This window comes from Bradyrhizobium sp. BEA-2-5 (assembly GCF_032918025.1).
GTDB classification, from domain to species: domain Bacteria; phylum Pseudomonadota; class Alphaproteobacteria; order Rhizobiales; family Xanthobacteraceae; genus Bradyrhizobium; species Bradyrhizobium pachyrhizi.
In genome coordinates this window covers 5,126,537-5,145,678 of sequence record NZ_CP136629.1, presented here as the reverse complement: position 1 = coordinate 5,145,678, position 19,142 = coordinate 5,126,537, and the positions used below count along the sequence as shown (strand labels likewise).

Sequence of the window (19,142 nt, the reverse complement as noted above, 5' to 3'; positions counted from 1 at the left end):
GCTGAGACTGTGTCCGCTCCGCAGAAGGACGGGCCGGCTCCTTGCCGCCCGTCCTCAGGCCACCAGCAGACCCAGCTTGCCGACCGTCGCCAGCGAACGGTCAACGCTTTGTCGGGTTGACAGCAGCAACGGCTCGGCGGGCTGCCCGGCATCATCCATTTGCTTGACCTGGACGGTCGGTCCGAAGGTTTCGGTCATTTCGGCTGTGATCTGCTCGATCGTCCGGGAGCCGTCGAGCAACTGCAGGAAGTGGCGCGTCCTGTCGTCCTCCAACTGCACGGTCTGGTGAAGCAGATTGGTGACCAGCGGGCCGCTCTGCGCCTGCCTGCGGGCGAGCAGACTCGCCTGCGGACAATCCGTGACTTCCTTCACGAGAAAGGGCTGTGATTTCAGAAAGGAGACCTCGCCGCTGCAGGCCAGGATATAGAGCGCTTCCGTCAATATCCGCTGGTCATCGGCCGTTTGCCGGCCTTCCAGCAGCGTCCGGGCGCCATCGAGCAGTTCAGTGAATGAGAGTGCGCGCGGCCAAGCCCGGCCGAGACAAAGATGTGCAGCCTTCAGGAGCGGATTGGTCACCGTGATTCGGCTGCCATCCTGATTTTCAAATTCCATCTCGGAATCGTCGGTCAGGCAGGCATCGGGGCGACGTGGGCTGGCGGTGCTCAGCAGATAGAAGGCGGTGATGAAGTCGAGATCGACCTGGCGGTCAAGAGAGATGCCCTCGTGACAGAACAAGGTACGACGGAAGCCGTTGCCGTCGACAAAGTCCTGATACTGGTCGCGCGCCATGAACTCGCTCTCCGGGAAGCGCTGCAGCGTGGCGCGGACCTCCTCGGAATGGCCGGCGAGATAGTGGCGTGCGAAATGGGAGTCGCCGAGATACTGCAGGCCATGGCGGGCGGCATCCTCGGCGACCTCGTGCAGCAGGAAGGCTGTCGCGCCAGAATCGAGATCGTCGTGAAAAAGCAACTCGTCCGGAGCCTTGAGGACGCGGTTGCACTGATCGCGCATGACTGTACCGTGCACCGAGTTGGACTTCGATCCTTCGCTGAGAAATTTCAGGATCGCGCGGGCCTGTCCGACCTTCTCCTTCATGCCGGTGAGGCGGCGGGTGTGATACCGCATCATGTCGCGGACCATGTCGCGAAGATGCGAGAATGGGTGCGCATTGTAGCTGACATAGCAGACCCCGCGCGGCGCCAGATTCTGCTTGAAGATCGCCATCATCTTCTCGCGCACGATCGGTGGTACCCATGAATACACGCCGTGGGCGATGATGTAGTCGAACTGTCCGAAGGCCGCGTCGACATTCATGATGTCGCAGTGCAGAAGCTTGATGTTGCTCAGACCCAAGGTCGCGATATTCTGCTGGCCGCGCTCGATCGTCACGCCGCTCAGGTCGACGCCGACGAATTCACTGTCCGGATATTGAAAGGCCATCGGCAACAGGTTGCCGCCAACGCCGCAGCCGAGCTCCAGCACCCGACAATGCTCGACCGGAGCAGGCTGCATGCCGTAAACGGTGGCGATCGTTGCGAGATGATTGGGGTGGGTGAGCCCGTAGACGTGGCCGGGATAATACACCTCATCGTATGGTGTGGTGCCGGTGGTCGGCTGGCGGTGCTCGGTCTGGATGTTCATCGCAGTCAGTTCCACGAATATGCAAACTTGTCGTTCACGATCGAGACGCGCGTCTGCTTGATCTCTTCCTTGGCAAGCGATTTGCTGAGGAATTCGCGCGAGAGCTCCGGCAGCAGGGTATTGGTGATGATGTTGTCGATCATGCGCCCGCCGGAATCCGGATCGTTGCAGCGTGACACGATGTGCTCCACGACTGCATCGTCGTAGCTGAAGGCCGCGTTGTGATTGTCGCGCAGTCGCCGTCCGATGCGGTCGAGCTGCAGCCGGGCGATGCCGGCGAGCATCTCGTCCGAGAGCGGGAAGTAGGGGATCGAGACGATGCGCCCCAGCAGTGCGGCAGGAAATACCTTGAGCAATTCCGGCCTCAGCATCTTGGCGAGTTCTTCCGGCTCATTGCGATACTTCGGATCGCGCGAAAGCCCCATGATCAGATCGGTGCCGACATTGGTGGTCAGGATGATCAATGTGTTCTTGAAGTCGATCCGTCGCCCGTTGCCGTCCTCCATGACTCCTTTATCGAACACCTGGAAGAAGATCTCGTGGACGTCGGGATGGGCCTTCTCCACTTCGTCGAGCAGGATGACACTGTAGGGCTTGCGCCGGACGGCCTCCGTGAGGCGACCGCCTTCGCCATACCCGACATAGCCGGGAGGCGCTCCCTTGAGGGTCGAGACGGTATGCGCCTCCTGGAACTCCGACATGTTGATCGTAATCATGTTCTGCTCGCCGCCGTAGAGGGTTTCGGCGAGCGCCAGGGCGGTTTCGGTTTTACCAACCCCGGACGGTCCGGCCAGCATGAACACGCCGATCGGTTTCGACGGGTTGTCCAGCTTGGCACGGCTGGTCTCAACTCGCTTGGCGATCATCGTCAAGCCATGGGACTGGCCGACGACGCGGCGGTTGAGGATCTCCGGCAGCTTCAGCACGGTTTCGATCTCGTCCCGCATCATCCGGCCGACCGGGATGCCGGTCCAGTCGGACACCACGGACGCCACCGACTGCTGGTCCACATGGGCGTAGACCATCCGTTTTTCCGGATTGATGCCCTCCAGCGTCTCGAACTTGCCGCGCAGCTCCGCGCGCTTGGCAGCCGGATCTTGATCTTCCCTGGGTTCGGACAGGATGTCACGAATGCTGCGGATGTCCTTGACTAGCTCCTGCTCCTTGGCCCAGTCGGCCTCGAGCCCGGTCAGCTTGTCCTTCAGCGCCGCTATGTCGCCGTCGATCGCGGTGATGCGCTCGCTGTTCTCGTCCCCGAGATCGCCGTCGCTGACCAGCGCCGATCGTTCGGCCTCGCGGGCCGCGATGGCGACGCGAGCGTCCTCGATCAGGGCGGGCGTCGCGCTCTGACTGATGGCTACCCGCGCCGAGGCTGTGTCCAGCAGGCTGACCGCCTTGTCCGGCAGCTGTCGAGACGGAATGTAGCGATGCGACAGGTTGACCGCGGTCACGATCGCGGCGTCCGAAATGCGAACACCGTGGTGCTTTTCCATCGGGCCGAGAAGGCCCCGTAGCATCACGCAGCAGGTCTCGACGTCAGGCTCATCGATCTGGATCGGCTGGAAGCGCCGCGTGAGCGCGGGATCCTTCTCGATGTACTGGCGATACTCCGCCCACGTGGTGGCGGCGATCGTGCGCAGCGTGCCACGGGCGAGGGGAGGCTTCAGGAGGTTGGCCGCATCACCGGTGCCGGCTGTGCCGCCGGCGCCGATCAAGGTGTGGGCTTCATCGATGAACAGGATGATAGGGGTCGGTGAACTCTGCACCTCATCGATCACCGAGCGCAGGCGCTGCTCGAATTCGCCCTTCATCGAGGCGCCGGCCTGCATCAGACCGATGTCGAGCGCGCAGAGCCTGACACCGCGTAGCGGTGGCGGCACGTCGCCGGCGGCAATTCGCTGGGCGAATCCCTCGACCACGGCCGTCTTGCCGACGCCGGCTTCGCCCGTGAGGATCGGATTGTTCTGCCGCCGCCGCATCAGAACGTCGATCAGCTGGCGGATCTCTTCGTCCCGACCCAGGATCGGGTCCATCTCGCCCGACTTGGCCTTGGCCGTGAGATCCTGCGAGAACCGGTCGAGCGGCGTCGTCCCCTTGGGGCTCGCCTGATCCGCGCCCTCCGTGCCGGCGCCGACCAGCCCCGAGCCGTCCATCGGACGCATGGACTCCTCGTCGGAGCCGGCCCAGACGGCGCGGCGCTCCGCGGCCAATGCGTCGACGTTCACCTTTGCAAATTCCTGGGAGAGGTTGTTCAGCGTGCGACGGATGTCATTCGACTTCAATCCTGCGACCAGCAGATGGCCGGTGCGGATCTGGGTTTCCCCGAAGAAGAGCGTGGCGTAGTGCCAGCCGCGATCGAGAAGATCGATGACCGGATTGGCGACACCCGGCATATCGGTTTCGTTCTTGCGGAAGCCGTTGATGACGCCAGCAAGGTCCGACAGCAACCGTGACCGGTCGAGCTTATAGTGGTCGACCGAGAGGCTGAGGTCGGTGCGATCCTGCTGCAGGATATGAAAGAGCCAGTGCGCAAGCTCGACGTTACGGTTGCTGGCGCTCTTGGCGTGGCGCAGGGCCTGTATGAAGGCGTCGTAGCCGGCCCGGTTCAGTTTGCCAGTCACGGCCTCAAGGCTGATATCGGTCACGATGGCGCCTCCTGCTCAATCACCGGGCGATGCCGGGTCGTCGCGGAAATCGGCTCGAATTCCCATGATGTTAGGACAATCGGAGCGATGCTTAGGTTCAAATCGGCTGCTGATCAGCGGCAGCGCTTCGCCGGGCTCTGAGACGCTCGGCAAGGTGAAAGCGTGCATCGCGCCGATACTCCTCGGTCGAGGCCCAGTTCGGCGAAACCCAGCTGGTCCATCCAAGGCGTCCGCTCTGCCCCAGCTTCATCGGGACAACCGCTCCCGCTGGAATGGCGAGTTCAACCTCCCACTCCAGTTCGTCGCCGATATAAAAGAAGACGGCGTCCGCCAGCGGTTCCGACAAGTTGCGGCTTTCGGTCGGTAGAAACTGCTCGTATTGAGCAAAATTCTTGACGAAGACCCGAACCCTGATCTTGTCCTCGACGCTGAACACCCGTGAGCCCAGGAGCGCGTCGTGACCAAGCTTGGCGTGCGTCCCGCCGAGCCGGCTGCAGTGGCTTGGGTCGAACGGGAGCCAGGTGCCAACGAACTCGTCGATCTCGACCCGGACATCGAACAGCCCTTGCAGCAGTCGCGCCAGTCGCGACGCGGATTTCGCTCTCGGTGAAACCAGTCCGGCGAAGCTTAGCTTCGCCATGTCAGGCACGGTATCCCGATTGGCAAAAATATCGGAGCCGAGGCCAGCGAAGGAGCCGACATAGGCGATGAAGCGGTCGTCGGATGGCCGATCATGCTGGGCGATCGGCCGCGCATCGGCCCAGGCGCGAAAGAACAGCTGCAGGAAGCGCCCGTTGAGCAGGTCGAGAAATCGCGGGAAAGCGTCATCCCGCATCAGCCACCAGCCGAGACTTTCATCGGTGGTGGCAAGCGGCAGCGCGCCCTGCGGCCCGAGCAGACCCAGGAATTTGACCAGAATTTTGAGCCTGCCATCACGATCGTCGACTGAGCTAAGATTGGAGGCGGGGAACTCCAAATAGGGGACTTGGCCGAGGTCGACATACTCCTCGCGGCGCGCGGCGCTGTCACCGATCCGCGGTCGATCCCGGTTGGCTCGCTCCAGCTGGCGCAGCGTATTGAAGAAATCGAACCGCCAGGGTTCGGACTTCATCTGGTCGATCAGCGTCACAACGGTCTCCGCGTGCCCATGCGCGGTTGCCACCGCATGATCTCGCCGCGCTCCGGCGTGGAGATGACTGTCTGGGTAAACGTGTTGAAGCCCGAATAGTCGGCGAAGAATCGCTCCAGTACGGCTCCGAGCAAGAACACGCCGCTCCCCTCGAAAGCCTTCTCGTCGAGTACGACGGTGATCTCCAGCCCGCGCGCTGCGCCGCTACCCGTGCGCTCTCGCACCCGCCGCACCACGGGTCTGCTCTCGACGCTGCGTACGCCACGAATCTTTCGTTCCGTCGCGTCGTCGAACTGGTCGGCGAACAATGACAGCATCTCCCGCAGTGCCCCGGCGTTCTTGCCGCCGCTGCGCTCCACGAGGCCGAGATAGTTCAAACTCAGCATGTTGATCAGGCGCCAGCTGACGACGCCGCTATTGGCGATTTCGCTGCGACTGCGCAACTGAGCCACCACCGGCTCCCGTGGACGTGTGGGACCGGCGACGCACACCAGATCGAGGGACGTATCATCCAGCAGGCGGAAGTCGGCGCCGCCGTGGCCAACCGGCAGGTGTTCCGTGAGGTGCCGATTGGAGCACAGCGCGCGGACGCTGAGTTCGGCGGCGGATCCGCCGCCGCTCGGGTCGCCGGGCTCGAGCAGCGAGAGGAACATGTCCGTCCCGGTATAGTCCGAGGCCGCGCCATAGGTCTTCTCTTCGACGGTGCGCCGCCGCGGCAGCCGACGAACCGTATAATAAAGTCCCTCGACCGATCCGGCCGTCCGGTCGACGGCGGCGGAGTACAACGGACGCACGCGCCGCTTGTCCTTCTCCGCCGGAAGGTGCGCGTAGACTTCGATCACTTGGTGCGGTTCGTATTCGAGATAGCGACTACGATCGGGCACCACGTGGTATTCGTGAGTATTCGATTTGACGGGGATGCGATCGCTCGTCTTCTCGAACAGATTGATCGCCGGCGCGGTGTAGAGACTGAAAGTCTCTGCCCGGACCGAGGCGGCGAGCCGCGAGTTGTGCTCATCGAACGCGAAGACGATATCGATGGATTTGCTACGTAACCGCGGCATCACAGCGCGAAGCTGGGTCAGATTGATGCCAAGGAACTTGCGCGGAAACACGAAATATTCCCGCAATAACTCCGAGCCGCGAAAGACCCGGTTGTCGTTCGGAAACAGGGATTCGTTCTCGCTGAAGCCGACCTGCTGCACACAGTCGTTCGGAGCCCGGATGACGACCGGATCGCCGAAATCGTCGAGATAGCGAAAATAGAGCCCGACGCAGTTCGAGGTCAGTTGTTCGTAGAGTGCGATGGCATCCGACTCGGCGCCGGTCAGGTAGATGGGCAGTTCGCTGGCGCGGCAGCCGGCGAACCAGGTCTCCGGTTTGTTGCGAGTCTCCGCGTCCGCCGGCTCCTCGTCGAGCCGCGCGGCGGTACGGTGCGTCAAGGAGAGCCTGAGCCCGGCGATGACCTCTCCGCCGACTGGAATCCCGAGCGCCTGCAACGCGCCCGCGGTCGCAAAAGTATTCGGCGCCGCTGAGGTCGAACGGCCAGAGCACGATATCGCGGCAAAGTCGAAATCGGCAGGCGAGGCTTCGTTCTCTCTCGCGGTACGTGGCGTCGAAATACGCGCCGCGCGCGATCTTCTTGCCGTCGCGCAGCGCCGGATCGGCATAGGGTGGCCGCGCCGCGACCAGCATGGCCGACGGAGTCGGGGCAAGATAGTTCGGAACCAGCTGTTCGAGCAGGTTTGCGGTGAATTCCGGAAATTCGTGCTTGAGCTTGAGCTGAACACGCGCGGCGAGAAATGCAGCGCCTTCCAGCAGGCCTGAGATCATCGGATCCGAGCGGTCGCGGACCAGGCCGCCGAGGCGCTCGGCGATACCAGGATATTCCTCGGCAAAACCCTCCGCGTGCTCGTACAGCAGCGACAGTTCACGATTGTAAAAGTCGAGGAACTCGCGGTTCATGCTATAATCGGTTGATCTGTATATCGCCGCTGTCGAGGTCGACGTCTGCGACGAATTCCACGGGCACGTTGAGCGGTTCGCATTTCAGGTCGGAATGCACGACAAAGCGCAGCTTGAGCTGCTCGGGCCCCACGGAGGTGTCGCGCCGCACCCGGATGGACTTGCGATCGAAGTCTTGGCTCGTAGGTCGTCAGCGACATGCGCAGGGCATCGCTGAGCTCCTCGTCGGTGACTTCGTCGATCGAACGGTTTGCGATATCGGGGAAACCATAGTTCAGGATCGAGGTGCGGACGCAGCCGCGACCGGTCAGGTCAAGCGTCGACTCGAGGGCAATGGTATTGAGGAGTGTTTCGACGTCCTGCGAAACCTCGCGCCTTAGCAGCGTCTCCGAGATCGGGAAACGACCAGCGCTGCGCCGTCCCGCTATCACTCGCTCACCGAACTGATCCCGCAATTCGAGCGCTTTGCGGGCATCGCGAGCGTCATGAGCCGCACGAAAGGCCAGCATCAATGGCGGAGAGAGCCGGTCCTTCCTTGGCGTAACGGTCATTGACGGTCCCCGTACAGCCGGCGCCGATTGCCGCTATGGGCAACCGACGCCGGGCAGGAAGCTTGCGATCAGGCCCATTCCTTGTTGGCCGCAACGTCCCATCCGAACACCGGAGACGCCCCGGCGGCGCCCTTCTCCGTCTGGGTCTTGTAAGTCATCTTGACCTTCGCAAAGTTCAGACTCACGTTCTCGGTGAGACGATCTTCGCCGTGCGACCCGCCGGTCGACACGCTGGTGACCAAAACCTGCTTCATCTCGATCTTGAGATATTCCAGCGGGTTCTCGCCGGCCTTGCGAACGGTGAGGATCGCGGTATCAATGTGCTTGCCGTTCGCGCAGACCTTGAACAGTTCCGGCGTGGCCTTGTCGACGAAGTGCGTGAAGTGGAGATCCTGGACGCTGACCTTGCCGGCGCCGCCGCCGGATCCGCTGTGGAATGTACCGGTCTGGCTTTCGCCGAAAGACCAGCTCAAGATATCGATTTCGTCAGGATGTTTGTCGTCCTTCGATTCGCCCTTGATCGGATCGAGTTTCAAGAAAATATCGACAGCCATAGCATAATCCTCTCAAAAATCTTGATATTGACGGTCGCGATGACGTGACGTCAGGAGCTCGGGCCTGGCAGGCGCGAGACGAGGCTGAGGCCGACGTCCATCGCTTCAAGTTGAAAGTGGGGACGGAGAAAGAAGCGTGCGTTGTAGTATCCCGGGTTCTCCTCGTTTGCTATGACCTCAACCTTCGCAGCGGCCAGCGGCTTGCGCGCTTTCTGAGCCTCTGACGACAGGGCTGGATTGGCATCAACGTATTCGTTGATCCAGGTCTGCAGCCAGACCGTCAGCTCATCCTTCTCCTTCATGGATCCGATCTTGTCGCGAACCATGCACTTCAGATAGTGCGCAAAGCGAGACACTGCGAACATGTAGGGTAGACGTGACGATAGGTTGTCGGACGCGGTTGCATCCACGCCTTTCTCGCCGAAATACTTCTTCGGCTTGTAGAGCGACTGCGCACCGATGAAGGCCGCCTTGTCGGTGTTCTTGCGATGGATCAGCGGGATAAGGCCCGCCTTTGCAAGTTCGTGCTCGCGACGATCGCTAATGGCGATCTCGGTCGGGCATTTCAGGTCGACGCCGCCGTCGTCGGTCGGGAACGTGTGCGTCGGCAGGTTGATGACCTCGCCGCCGGACTGCACACCGCGGATGCGCGTACACCAGCCGAACTCCTTGAAGGCGCGGTTGATATTGACTGCCATCGCGTAGGCGGCGTTGATCCAGCCGTATTTGTCGCCGGTATGCCCGTCGGTTTCTTCCTCGAAGGCGAACTCCTCCACAGGCTCGGACTTGGCGCCGTAGGGGAGGCGACCCAGTACCCGCGGCATGCAGAGACCGAGATAGCGTGAATCATCCTGGTCGCGCAGACCCTTCCATGCCGCATATTCCGGCGTGTCGAACACCTTGCCGATGTCGCGCGGATTGGACAGTTCGGTCCACGAATCCATTCCCATCAGCGTGGGTTCGGCCCCGGCGAAGAAGGGGGCGTGTGCCGCGCCGGCAATCTTGCTGAGATCGCGCATCAACTGCACGTCGGTGGGCAGATGGCTGAAGTAGTAGTCTCCGATCAGGCAGCCAAACGGCTCGCCACCCAACTGGCCGAATTCGTACTCGTAGACCTGCTTGAACAGCGGGCTCTGATCCCAGCGGGCGTCCGGGTAAAGCCGGAGGTTGCGATAGAGCTCACTCTTGGAGACGTTCATCACGCGAATTTTGAGATTGGCGTCCGTCTCGGAATTGAAGACGAGGTAATGCAGACCGCGCCAGGCGCTTTCGATCGCCTGGAACTCCGGTGCGTGGAGGATCTCATTCATCTGCGCGGTGAGCTTCTGGTCGATCCGCGCGATCATCTCCTCGATGGTGTCGAGGACGTCGGATTTGATGACGCTGGTGTCCTTCAACGCTTCCTGGACGAGCGTTGATACCGCGTTCTCGACTTCGGTCGCCGCGCGTTCAGTGCGAGGCTTGAAGCTTTGCTTCAGCAGGGTCGCGAACTCGTCAGCCTCGACGGTCCCGAGCTTGGTGGTGGTCTCTTTGTGGATTGCTTCTTTTGCCATGGTCCCCATTCCTTCCCTTAGCTGTTGCTGTCGGCTTCGGTGGACTGGCTGCGCGCTCCTGCAGCGCGGCCATCAGTTGCGGATCGCTGAGAAGCTTCTTCAACTGATCCTCGGCGGCCACCTTGCCGTCCATGTAGCGCAGCAGGTTGGCGAGCTGTTCGCGGGCCTCCAGCAGCTTGGCCGTGGCTGGAACTTGCCGGGCGACCGCCACCGGTGAGAAGTCGGCCATCTTGTTGAAGCGCAGGGCGACGGAAATCTTCTCGTCGGGCGCATCGCCCAGACGATTGGCCACGCGTGTCGTCACGCCGGGCTGAATTGCCGCCATGCGGTTGTCGAAATTGTCCATGTCGAACTCGAGGAATTTGCGCTCCTCGACCTTGGACTTCTCGACGCCGGCGTTGTTGCCGGAAAGGTCGGAGAGGACGCCCATGACAAACGGCAGCTCGATCAGCCGCTCGGCGTCGTAGGGATCTTCGTATGTGATGTGCACGCGCGGTGCGCGGTTTCGCCGGATGAATTTTTGACCGCTGTCCGTAGCCATTGGGTTGCCCTCTTCACAAAAAAATCTCTGCGGAAGCCGACTTGCGCGACGCAGGCAGGGAAGTGCCTCGGTCTTTCGTCGGCGGAGCTTCCTTCCGTTCAGTTAGTCCCCTCGAACGGAAGGCGGGTTCAATTCGATTTATCGATCGCCTTCAGAGCGCCCTCTGGCAGCACTTCGTTCAGCAGGCTGAGGAAGTCTCGCTGCGCGAGATCGCGCGCGCGATCGACCAAGAAAGGGATCGGGCTGGACGGCTCTGCGGCTCGAAAGAATGCCGCCACCTTGCTCAGCAAGTCCAACGCCTGGGCTCTGTTTTCGGCTGAAAAAACAGCATCTTGAGCCTCGCTTTCGGTCGCGGATGGGAGCGCGGTGGCGAACTCCGCCATCCGTTCGATCGGCAGGTCGAAAACCTTGTCGCGCCCGATGTTGATCGCGGCGCTCTCCACGTGGGTGGGCACCAACATCCGCATCACCTCGATGAATGACTTGCCGACCATCTCCTGCGCCTGGCGCACCAGCAACAGCGCCGGGTTGGACGGTTCCATCCGAGCGAAGTAGTCGGCAGCCGCCGCCAGTGCCGCGGATGCCTGTCCGGGTGACGTCACTGCGCCGGCGATTTCGATCGGAGGCTGCCGGTCGTCTTGGGCGGTTTCCTCCGGGGATGAGGCAACTGCGGCCGGATCGCGTGCAGTGACCAGAGTCGCGAGCCAGCCGGCCATGCCGTTCGCGACACCCGCCAGCCTGTCGAGGCTGATGGGTTGACCCGTGTTCAACTTTTCGTGCCAGATCGCTTTGATGCCTGAAATTTCAGCCGCGACCGCCGAGCACCGGGCACTCACGGCCTTGAGGGTGTCGAGATCCGTATCGCCGATGATGCGCTCGATGGTTCCGAGATCTGGCATGTCGACGTCAGCATCGCCGGCGGGAATTTCGCCCTTGGCAATCTGATAGGCTCGGTAGTTGAGGCTGCCGTGCCGTCGATTTTCGATCAGGGGAAGGAATTGGAGCGGGTTGATCACCGTCGGAAACACGTCGATCGCCTCGATGGTGACGGCCCGAAAGGCATAGTCGCCGTCCTCGCCCCTTGGGTGAACCGCTTCCCATTGTTCGCGGAGCAGCAGGGTGGTTGCCCGCAGGCAGCTGAGGAAGCCGTCGAGATCGCGGTTCAGGATGGAAAACTTGGCCAGCAGCATGTTCAGGCGCAGATCGCGCGTGCGCGCCAGAAGGGGCCGTACGGCCTCGAACTGACCCGCGATATCGACGGCCTTTGGATCGAATCGTCCGCGCTCTCCATTGGCGTTGACGACCTCAAAATACGACATCGGCAGCAGGGATTCCGCACCTGCGAAGAAGTTGAGGTACTGGATGTCGCCGGCGGCGTCGAGATCCGGCCCGCAGGGATCATCGGCCGCTATGGCCTGGGTGAGGGATGCGACGTCGAGCATGCGAGGATCCGTCTGCGGGGCCCTGGCCCCTCTACCAGGTCCGTGACATCTGGCGGATCACGCGGGGGATCATGATCCGATTGACTGTTAGGTCAGATCAACGCTGGCCTCGGTTCATTCCCGCGATGACGGCGGTTTCCCGTGAACCAGCAAGCGCTTGGAACCGACTACATGAGTGCCGCAGTGGCTTCCCCGGGCGGGTGCGTTGCCGAGCCAGGAGAGGTGACACCGAGCGGACCTGTCGGCCATCCCACCGATGGACGGCTCGGATTTCGATCGTTCGTGCTTGACCGCCCGATGCGCCGGTTGCGCAGTTCGTGCGGTCAACGAGGGAGTTTAACGCCCACATGGGCCAGCTTACCCAGGATACCCGCCTCTGCGAGCTCAAGACGCCTCTCGGCAAAGACGTTCTGGTTTTCGTCGGATACGAGGCTTCCGAAGGACTTAGCGAACTCTTCGAATATCGCATCGAGTGTCTCAGCGAGGATGCCGATCTCGACTTCGACCGCGCGATCGGCAAGCAATGTACGCTGACCATCAAGCTGCATGAAAAGGAACGCGAGTTCAGCGGCATTCTCACGGAAGCCCAATGGCTGGGAGTGAAGAACGACTACTTCAGCTATCGGATCGTGCTGAGGCCTTGGCTATGGCTGTTGTCGCGAACCACCGATTGCCGGATCTGGCAGGACAAGAAGGCGCCCGACATCATCAAGGAGGTCTTCAACGATCGCGGCTTCACCGATTATGAATCCAAGCTGACCGAAGAGGGCTCCTGTCCGAAGCTCGAATATTGCGTTCAGTACCGGGAGACCGATCTGAATTTCGTTTGCCGGCTGATGGAACAGCACGGCATCTACTACTATTTCAAGCACGAGGGCGGCAAGCACACGCTGGTGTTGGCGGACTCCAAATCGTCGCACAGCCCGATCAACGGTCTTGCCACGATACCCTACATTCCGCTGACGGGAGCCGATCGGCGCGGCGAGCAACACATCTACGAATGGGCTTCCGAACGCCGGTTTCGGACCGGCAAGGTCGAGCTCAACGACTACAACTACCAGAAGCCCAACGCGCAGATGATCAGCGACGCCAAGGGTAACGAGCACTACACGCGGTCGGAGATGGAATTCTACGACTATCCAGGCAAGTTCAAGGAGAAATCGGACGGCGAGCGTTACGCGAAGATCCAGCTCCAGTCCGAACAGGCCATGGACCGGCGGCGGCGCGGCAACGGCGACGCGGTCAACCTGTTCCCCGGCGGACTGACCAAGCTCGAAAAGCACCACAAGGACTCGCAGAACATCGAATATCTCGTGGTGCGAGCCACCCATTCGTTCTCGATCGAATCCTATCGCACTGGCGGCCCGAGCGACGCCGGCCAGCACGTCTATTTCGGCAGCTACGAGTTTCTGCCGAGCGATCGGCCGTTCCGCGCGCCGATGCTGACGCCGAAGCCGAGGATCAACGGCGTCCAGACCGCCAAGGTGGTGACCAAGGACGACAATTCCAGCGAGGAGATCGACGTCGAAAATCTCGGCGAAATCTATGTCCGGTTCTTCTGGGACCGGAAGAAAAAGCGGTCATGCCGGTTGCGCGTGGCGCAAGTCTGGTCCGGCAAGAAATGGGGCGGTCAGATCATTCCGCGCGTCGGACAGGAGGTGGTCGTCGAATTCCTGGAAGGAGATCCGGACCGGCCGCTGGTGATCGGCACAGTGTATAACGACGAATACAAGCTGCCTTACGACCTGCCGTCCAAGAAGACGATCGCGGGATTGAAATCGGACTCCACCAAGGGGGGCGGCGGCTACAACGAGTGGAACTTCGAGGACAAGAAGGGCTCCGAGAAGATCACGGTGCACGCCGAGAAGGACCACGACGTGACGGTCCGCGACACCGAGACGCGGACCATCGGCGAAGCCGCGCTCGGTGGTGACACCCGCAAGACCACACTCGTCAACGGCAATGACAAGCTTGATATCGAATTGGGCGGTCAGCACGTCAAGCTGACGATGGATCAGTCCGTCACCGCAGGCCTGACCATCACGCTCATGGCGAACGTCAACATCACCCTGCAGGTTGGTCCCAGCCAGATCATCCTGACCCCTGCGGGTATCGTCATCAACGCGCCGACGATCGCGATGACGGCGCAGGGCGCCATGGCACTTGCAGCCGGGGGCCCGCTGGGCGCCCACGGCCTGCCAACTCTTGTCGGCTGACAGCCATGAATCAGGTTCGGTTCAGCACAGTCCACGATCTCTTTGAAGCCTATCCGCTGGCGCGCTACGACGTCGGCAAGGCCGCTCCGGACAAGCTGTCGTTGGATTTCCTGCAGGAGGCGGCCGATGCGGGCAGCTGGCACCAGGCTGTATCCTTCTGCGCGTATCTGCTCCCCAGGCGCGTGGCCGTTGCCTGGGGATGCCGCTCGTTGCGACGGATGTTCGACCAGTTCGACGCCAACGACAGCAGGTCGCTGAATTTCGTGGAGACCTGGGTCCGGCAGCCGGACGAGCAATCCCGGAACAAGGCGCTGGCAGTCGGCAATGCCAACGATCCCGAGCAGCCGGCGACATGGCTGGCGCTGGCGGCCGGATGGTCCGGCGGAAGCGTGGTTCCGGCAGAATTTGCGCCGGTCGAGGCCAAGCCCGACCAGGCCGCGCGCGCGGTGCGGGCGGCCCTGCTGATCGCCCTTTGCCGGCTGCCCCGCGAGTCCCGGGACCGGATAATGACGGCATGCCTGGAGGATGGTATTCAATTGGCACGCGGCGAACCGCGCCCTCCGCGCTGATGAGACGATGAGATGGTGCTTCGCTTCAATATCGAGAACGAACCGAACCTTCCGGACGGCGGCCCTGTCTCATTTTCGGTCACGGGCAGGCGTTCGGTCGATATTGGCCGGGACCGTCACCTCGACTGGACGTTGCCCGATCCGACGCGGATGATTTCCGGAAAGCATTGCGAGGTGCATTTTCGCGACGGCGCCTATTGGCTGCACGACGTCTCGACCAACGGCACCTTTCTCAATGGTGCCGACCAGCGTATGCGGGGAGCGCATCGGCTGCGCAACGGCGATCGGCTTGTCATCGGCCACTATGTCATTGGCGTTTCGCTGGACCTGGATGAGCCTGCCGAGGGCACTCCGAGCCATGGTGCGCAGCAGCAAGCTCCGCTCGCTCAGCAGCACGCCGACTACCACGAACTGTGGGCTCCCGGTCGCGACGTGCCGCCGCCAATCGACCCGCAGCAGTTGCGAAAACCGCGCGAGGCCGCGCGGCCCGTCAATCCGGAATTCCTGGACTGGGCAGCGAGCGTTCCCGCGGCGGGTGTGGATCCCGTCCGGCATTCGCCGCAGATGCCTCAACGCGAGCCGCCGCTGCACGACGACATGAGCTGGGCAGCCGGTCCGGTTGCCACGCCAAAACCGCCGGTCGACGTGCTGCACGCGATGCCGACGCCGCGCCGACCGTCGGTATGGGCCGACGACGAAGCGGCTGCCCCGCCGCCGCCGCCTTCACCGACAGGGCATGTGGGAGCGCCGCGGCCGCAACTGGCCGAGCCGGTACCGGCCACGGCGGCGTTGACCGGCAATTCCGAACTTGCGCGCCTGGTCGCCCGTGCTGCCGGGCTGCCGGACGGTTTCTTTGCCGACAAGACCGAAGCTGAACTTGCGGAACAGCTCGGCATGATCTTGCGCATGACCGTAGACAATCTGATGGCGCTGCTGCAGGCGCGAACTCAGGCCAAGCAGCTGACCCGCAGCACCAGCCAGACGACTGTCCAGGCCGTGGAGAACAACCCGCTGAAATTCTCGCCGACCTCGGAAGAGGCCATGCGCATATTGTTCGGGCCGCGGACACGCAGCTATCTCGACGCGCAACGAGCCTTCGCGCAGGGCTTCGGCGACCTCAAATCGCATCAGTTGAAGACCTATGCGGCAATGCAACATGCCGTCCGGGGACTGATCGCCGGCATCGATCCGACGCTCATGGCGCGTGAGCTCGAGCTTCAGCGCGGCGCAAACTCCTGGTTCGGCTCGAACAAGGGCAAACTCTGGGACGAATTCCTGACGCGCTGGAAGGCGCATCTCGGCCGCGACAACAGCGCGCCGATCGATACTTTCATGTTGCATTTTTCGGACTATTACGACCGCGCTGACAAGTCGGGTTCAAAGTGAACTGTCGGTGACGATGCAGTCGCCGATCATTGCCAAGTGGATGTAGGAATGTCTTGGTACAGCAAGGTTTTCTGGTCAGAAGGACTGTTTCTGCGGCCGCACCATCTGCAGCAGAACGATCGCTATATCGAACATTTGCTGGAAAAGCGCGTTCGCTACACAACGCCATACCCCTGGGGATTCGCCCAGCTCGAGATCGACAAGGACCTCACCGAACAGAGCAAGTTCGCGGTGCGCAACGCGTCCGGCGTCATGCCGGACGGAACGCCGTTCGACATCCCCGCGGACAGCCCGATTCCGGAAGCGATCGAGGTGCCGGATTCTGCTGCCGGCCAGATCGTTTGGCTGATGATGCCGATCGCAGCGCCAAACACCCGCGAGGTCGATGAGGATCGCACCGACAGCGCCAGTCGCTATGTTCGCACGTCCGAGACCTTCATCGATTCGACCTCGGCGCTGCGCATCGAGGAAGAGATCGACATCGCTTATCCGCGGTTGTCGTTCGAACTGCGCAAGACCAGCAAGCCGGGATACATGGGACTCGGCATCGCGCGCATTCTGGAAGTGCGCGACAAGAACATCCTGTTCGACGACAAGTTCGTGCCGCCGATGCTGGTCTGCGCCGCACATCCGATCATCGACGGCTGGCTCAATCGCATCATCGGCTGGGTCGAGACCAAGCTCGACGAGCTGGCACGTTACGCGGTCGATCCGTCGTCCGGGGGCGGGTTGCAGAGCGTCGACTATCTGGTGCTGCAGGTGCTGAACCGGACCATTCCCGTACTGACCCATTTCCAGCGTTCGGGCAGCGTTCACCCGGAACGGCTGTACGAGGAGCTGCTGAGGCTTGCCGGTGAGCTTGCGACCTTCGCGACCACCGAGCGACGCGCACGTGACTATCCGGCGTACGATCACGACGATCTCGAGAACATCTTCACACCCCTGGTGAGCGACATCCAGGACTTCCTGAGCGCGCGGCTGGGCCGGCGGGCGATCCGCCTGGAGATCATCGAGCGCGCCCAGAATGCGTTCGTGTCGCCGATCCGCGATCGGGCGCTGTTCCGGAATGCGACCCTGGTGCTGGAGGTCGCCGCACGGCGGCCGCTCGTGGAGATCCAGAACGACTTCCCGCATCTGTTCAAGGTCGGCCCGAACACCAAGATGAACGAGATCGTGCACGCCAACTTGCCAGGGTTGACGCTGGTGCACCTGCCGACCCCGCCGCCGCACATCCGGGCCATCACCGATCACGTCTATTTCTATCTCGATCGCAAGTCGCCGCTATGGCCGGAGTTCAGCACGGCGGCCTCGATCGGGATGCATTTCTCCGGCGACTGGCCGGAGCTCGAGCTGTACCTTTGGGCTATCCTGGAAGACAGGCCATGAGCGATAGGGACAAGCCGGTCAATCCTTTCGGTCGGGGCGAGCGGACGATCATTCGTCCCAATCCCGGCGGGAGGTTGCCGCCGGCTCCGGCTCCTCAACCTCCGGCAGGCGAGGGACCTGCCAGCCGTCCAGCGTACTCGCCATCGCCCATGGCTTCGCCTGGTGCCCCTTCGCCGCCGCCCTCATTTTCTCCCACACCGCAGGGCGCGAGCTACGCCGCTGCGCCGACCAGCCAGCCGGCCGAGGAATGGATATCGACACCCGCGCAGGCACCGGTGCAGCAGGGGATGCTGCCGCCCGGACCGCCGTTGCGCATCGACGATCTGGTGGCGCCAAACGCCAATCCGGTGATGCGTGCGGCCGGCCCTTTGCTGCAATTGCTTGGCCGGTTGCGCGTGGCGCTCATGCGCGCGTCATTCGCAAGTCTGATGGAGCAGGTCGCCGACGCGATCAAATTCTTCGAGAAGGATATCCGTTCGGCGGGGATCTCCGAGCATCAGGCCAACACGGCGAAATACATCCTATGCGCTACCGCCGACGATATCGTGCAGCACATCCCGACCGATGAGCGCCACGTCTGGACGCAATATTCCATGCTGAGCCGGTTCTTCGGCGAACGCGTGGGCGGCGTACGCTTCTTCGAGATCCTCGACCATTTGAAGGTTGATCCGCTGATCAACTATCCAGTGCTCGAACTGCAGCATGCCTGCCTCGCGCTCGGCTTCCAGGGCATCCACCGTACGTCGGCAGGCGGGCTTGCGAACCTGCAGGTGATCCAGCGCAACCTCTACGAATTGTTGCGCCGGGTCCGGCCCAAGCCGACCAACGATTTGTCGCCGCACTGGCGCGGACAGGCCTTGGCCGGTCGGCGGAAGCACTTGCGCGTTCCGGTCTGGCTGGTGGCAGCCGTGGCCGCCGCGCTGTTGACGGGGTCCTATTTCGTCCTGCGGACGCTGCTGGCCGGCCGGGCGGAGAACGCTGCCGAAGTCGCTCTGGCGCTGCATCCCAGCGATCCGATCGAGCTCAAGCGCAAGGTCATTGCACCCCCGCCACCACCACCTCCGCCGCCACCGCCGGACCGTATCACTCAGCTGCAGCGCATCCGCAACGCGCTCGCCAAGGAGAACACCGCCTGTGCCATGACTGCGGACCAGACCGCGAGCTTTATCGTGATCAGGGTCTGTGACCTCGCGTTGTTTGCCTCGGGCCAGGCAACCATCCTGGATGGCTTCAAGCCGGTTGCGGCCCGCGTCGCGGCAACCCTCGACAAGGAGCCGGGACGAATCCGGGTCGTCGGTCACACCGATAGCTCGCCGATCCGCACAGTGCGCTTCCCTTCGAACTTCGAGCTGTCGGTCGAGCGCGCCAAGGCGGTTGCCGCCGCGCTGAAGCCCGGCCTGACCGATGGTTCGCGCGTCGACGTTGACGGCAAGGGATCGGATTCACCAATTGCCAGCAATTCGACACCCGAGGGGCGTGCCAAAAACCGTCGGGTCGAAATCTTCATCGAACGTAGCGAATAGGCGGACGCCAGAAGCTCACGCGATAAGCGACAGGTACCGGT

12 protein-coding genes and 2 pseudogenes are annotated in these 19,142 nt (G+C 62.3%); 5 read left to right on the top strand and 9 right to left on the bottom strand.

Annotated features, from left to right (window positions below; genetic code table 11):
- Nucleotides 1-54: 54 nt before the first annotated feature.
- From RX327_RS24165 to RX327_RS24125, 9 genes and pseudogenes are all read right to left on the bottom strand, one after another.
- Nucleotides 55-1,641, bottom strand: a complete 1,587-nt coding sequence (locus RX327_RS24165) for a class I SAM-dependent methyltransferase (protein WP_317247325.1) — start codon at nt 1,639-1,641, stop codon at nt 55-57.
- A 5-nt stretch (nt 1,642-1,646) separates the two neighbouring features.
- Complete coding sequence (gene tssH / locus RX327_RS24160; protein ID WP_317247324.1) at nt 1,647-4,286, bottom strand: type VI secretion system ATPase TssH; 2,640 nt, start codon at nt 4,284-4,286, stop codon at nt 1,647-1,649.
- Between the two features lie 97 nt (nt 4,287-4,383).
- Nucleotides 4,384-5,448 (bottom strand): type VI secretion system baseplate subunit TssG, encoded by a 1,065-nt coding sequence (tssG, locus tag RX327_RS24155; RefSeq protein WP_317247323.1) that lies wholly within the window; start codon nt 5,446-5,448, stop codon nt 4,384-4,386.
- Nucleotides 5,412-7,380 (bottom strand): annotated as a pseudogene (tssF, locus tag RX327_RS24150) (type VI secretion system baseplate subunit TssF). Before tssF ends, tssG begins: the two are co-directional and overlap by 37 nt.
- Nucleotide 7,381: 1 nt before the next feature.
- Nucleotides 7,382-7,931: pseudogene (gene tssE, locus RX327_RS24145) on the bottom strand (type VI secretion system baseplate subunit TssE).
- Nucleotides 7,932-7,999: 68 nt separating this feature from the next.
- The gene (locus RX327_RS24140) at nt 8,000-8,485 is read right to left on the bottom strand and encodes a type VI secretion system tube protein Hcp (protein ID WP_317247322.1); all 486 of its coding nucleotides are present in this window, start codon (nt 8,483-8,485) and stop codon (nt 8,000-8,002) included.
- 50 nt (nt 8,486-8,535) lie between these two features.
- Nucleotides 8,536-10,038 carry a type VI secretion system contractile sheath large subunit gene (gene tssC / locus RX327_RS24135; RefSeq protein ID WP_317247321.1) on the bottom strand — a complete coding sequence of 501 codons (1,503 nt, stop codon included), beginning with the start codon at nt 10,036-10,038 and terminating at the stop codon, nt 8,536-8,538.
- Nucleotides 9,980-10,579, bottom strand: a complete 600-nt coding sequence (tssB, locus tag RX327_RS24130) for a type VI secretion system contractile sheath small subunit (RefSeq protein ID WP_317247320.1) — start codon at nt 10,577-10,579, stop codon at nt 9,980-9,982. Before tssB ends, tssC begins: the two co-directional genes overlap by 59 nt.
- A 128-nt stretch (nt 10,580-10,707) precedes the next feature.
- Entirely contained in the window at nt 10,708-12,021 is a 1,314-nt protein-coding gene (locus tag RX327_RS24125; protein ID WP_317247319.1) for a type VI secretion system ImpA family N-terminal domain-containing protein, read from the bottom strand.
- A gap of 347 nt (nt 12,022-12,368) precedes the next feature.
- Here RX327_RS24125 and RX327_RS24120 point away from each other — a divergent pair, with 347 nt between their 5' ends.
- From RX327_RS24120 to tssL, 5 genes are all read left to right on the top strand, one after another.
- On the top strand, nt 12,369-14,237 hold the full coding sequence (locus RX327_RS24120) for a type VI secretion system Vgr family protein (RefSeq protein ID WP_317247318.1): 1,869 nt from the start codon (nt 12,369-12,371) through the stop codon (nt 14,235-14,237).
- A 5-nt stretch (nt 14,238-14,242) separates the two neighbouring features.
- The gene (locus tag RX327_RS24115; protein ID WP_317247317.1) at nt 14,243-14,806 is read left to right on the top strand and encodes a DUF6931 family protein; all 564 of its coding nucleotides are present in this window, start codon (nt 14,243-14,245) and stop codon (nt 14,804-14,806) included.
- A 12-nt stretch (nt 14,807-14,818) separates the two neighbouring features.
- Nucleotides 14,819-16,192 (top strand): type VI secretion system-associated FHA domain protein TagH, encoded by a 1,374-nt coding sequence (tagH, locus tag RX327_RS24110; RefSeq protein ID WP_317247316.1) that lies wholly within the window; start codon nt 14,819-14,821, stop codon nt 16,190-16,192.
- A gap of 48 nt (nt 16,193-16,240) precedes the next feature.
- The gene (gene tssK, locus RX327_RS24105) at nt 16,241-17,578 is read left to right on the top strand and encodes a type VI secretion system baseplate subunit TssK (RefSeq protein ID WP_317247315.1); all 1,338 of its coding nucleotides are present in this window, start codon (nt 16,241-16,243) and stop codon (nt 17,576-17,578) included.
- Between the two features lie 149 nt (nt 17,579-17,727).
- Nucleotides 17,728-19,101 (top strand): type VI secretion system protein TssL, long form, encoded by a 1,374-nt coding sequence (gene tssL / locus RX327_RS24100; RefSeq protein WP_317247314.1) that lies wholly within the window; start codon nt 17,728-17,730, stop codon nt 19,099-19,101.
- Nucleotides 19,102-19,142: the final 41 nt, after the last annotated feature.

What these genes read in the sequence shown, in the direction of transcription:
- RX327_RS24120 (WP_317247318.1), top strand. Translation starts at nt 12,369, where the DNA reads ATGGGCCAGCTTACCCAGGATACCCGCCTCTGCGAGCTCAAGACGCCT.
- RX327_RS24125 (WP_317247319.1), bottom strand. Translation starts at nt 12,021, where the DNA reads ATGCTCGACGTCGCATCCCTCACCCAGGCCATAGCGGCCGATGATCCC.
- tssL (WP_317247314.1), top strand. Translation starts at nt 17,728, where the DNA reads ATGGCTTCGCCTGGTGCCCCTTCGCCGCCGCCCTCATTTTCTCCCACA.
- tagH (WP_317247316.1), top strand. Translation starts at nt 14,819, where the DNA reads ATGGTGCTTCGCTTCAATATCGAGAACGAACCGAACCTTCCGGACGGC.
- tssB (WP_317247320.1), bottom strand. Translation starts at nt 10,579, where the DNA reads ATGGCTACGGACAGCGGTCAAAAATTCATCCGGCGAAACCGCGCACCG.
- tssK (WP_317247315.1), top strand. Translation starts at nt 16,241, where the DNA reads ATGTCTTGGTACAGCAAGGTTTTCTGGTCAGAAGGACTGTTTCTGCGG.
- tssC (WP_317247321.1), bottom strand. Translation starts at nt 10,038, where the DNA reads ATGGCAAAAGAAGCAATCCACAAAGAGACCACCACCAAGCTCGGGACC.
- RX327_RS24165 (WP_317247325.1), bottom strand. Translation starts at nt 1,641, where the DNA reads ATGAACATCCAGACCGAGCACCGCCAGCCGACCACCGGCACCACACCA.
- RX327_RS24115 (WP_317247317.1), top strand. Translation starts at nt 14,243, where the DNA reads ATGAATCAGGTTCGGTTCAGCACAGTCCACGATCTCTTTGAAGCCTAT.
- RX327_RS24140 (WP_317247322.1), bottom strand. Translation starts at nt 8,485, where the DNA reads ATGGCTGTCGATATTTTCTTGAAACTCGATCCGATCAAGGGCGAATCG.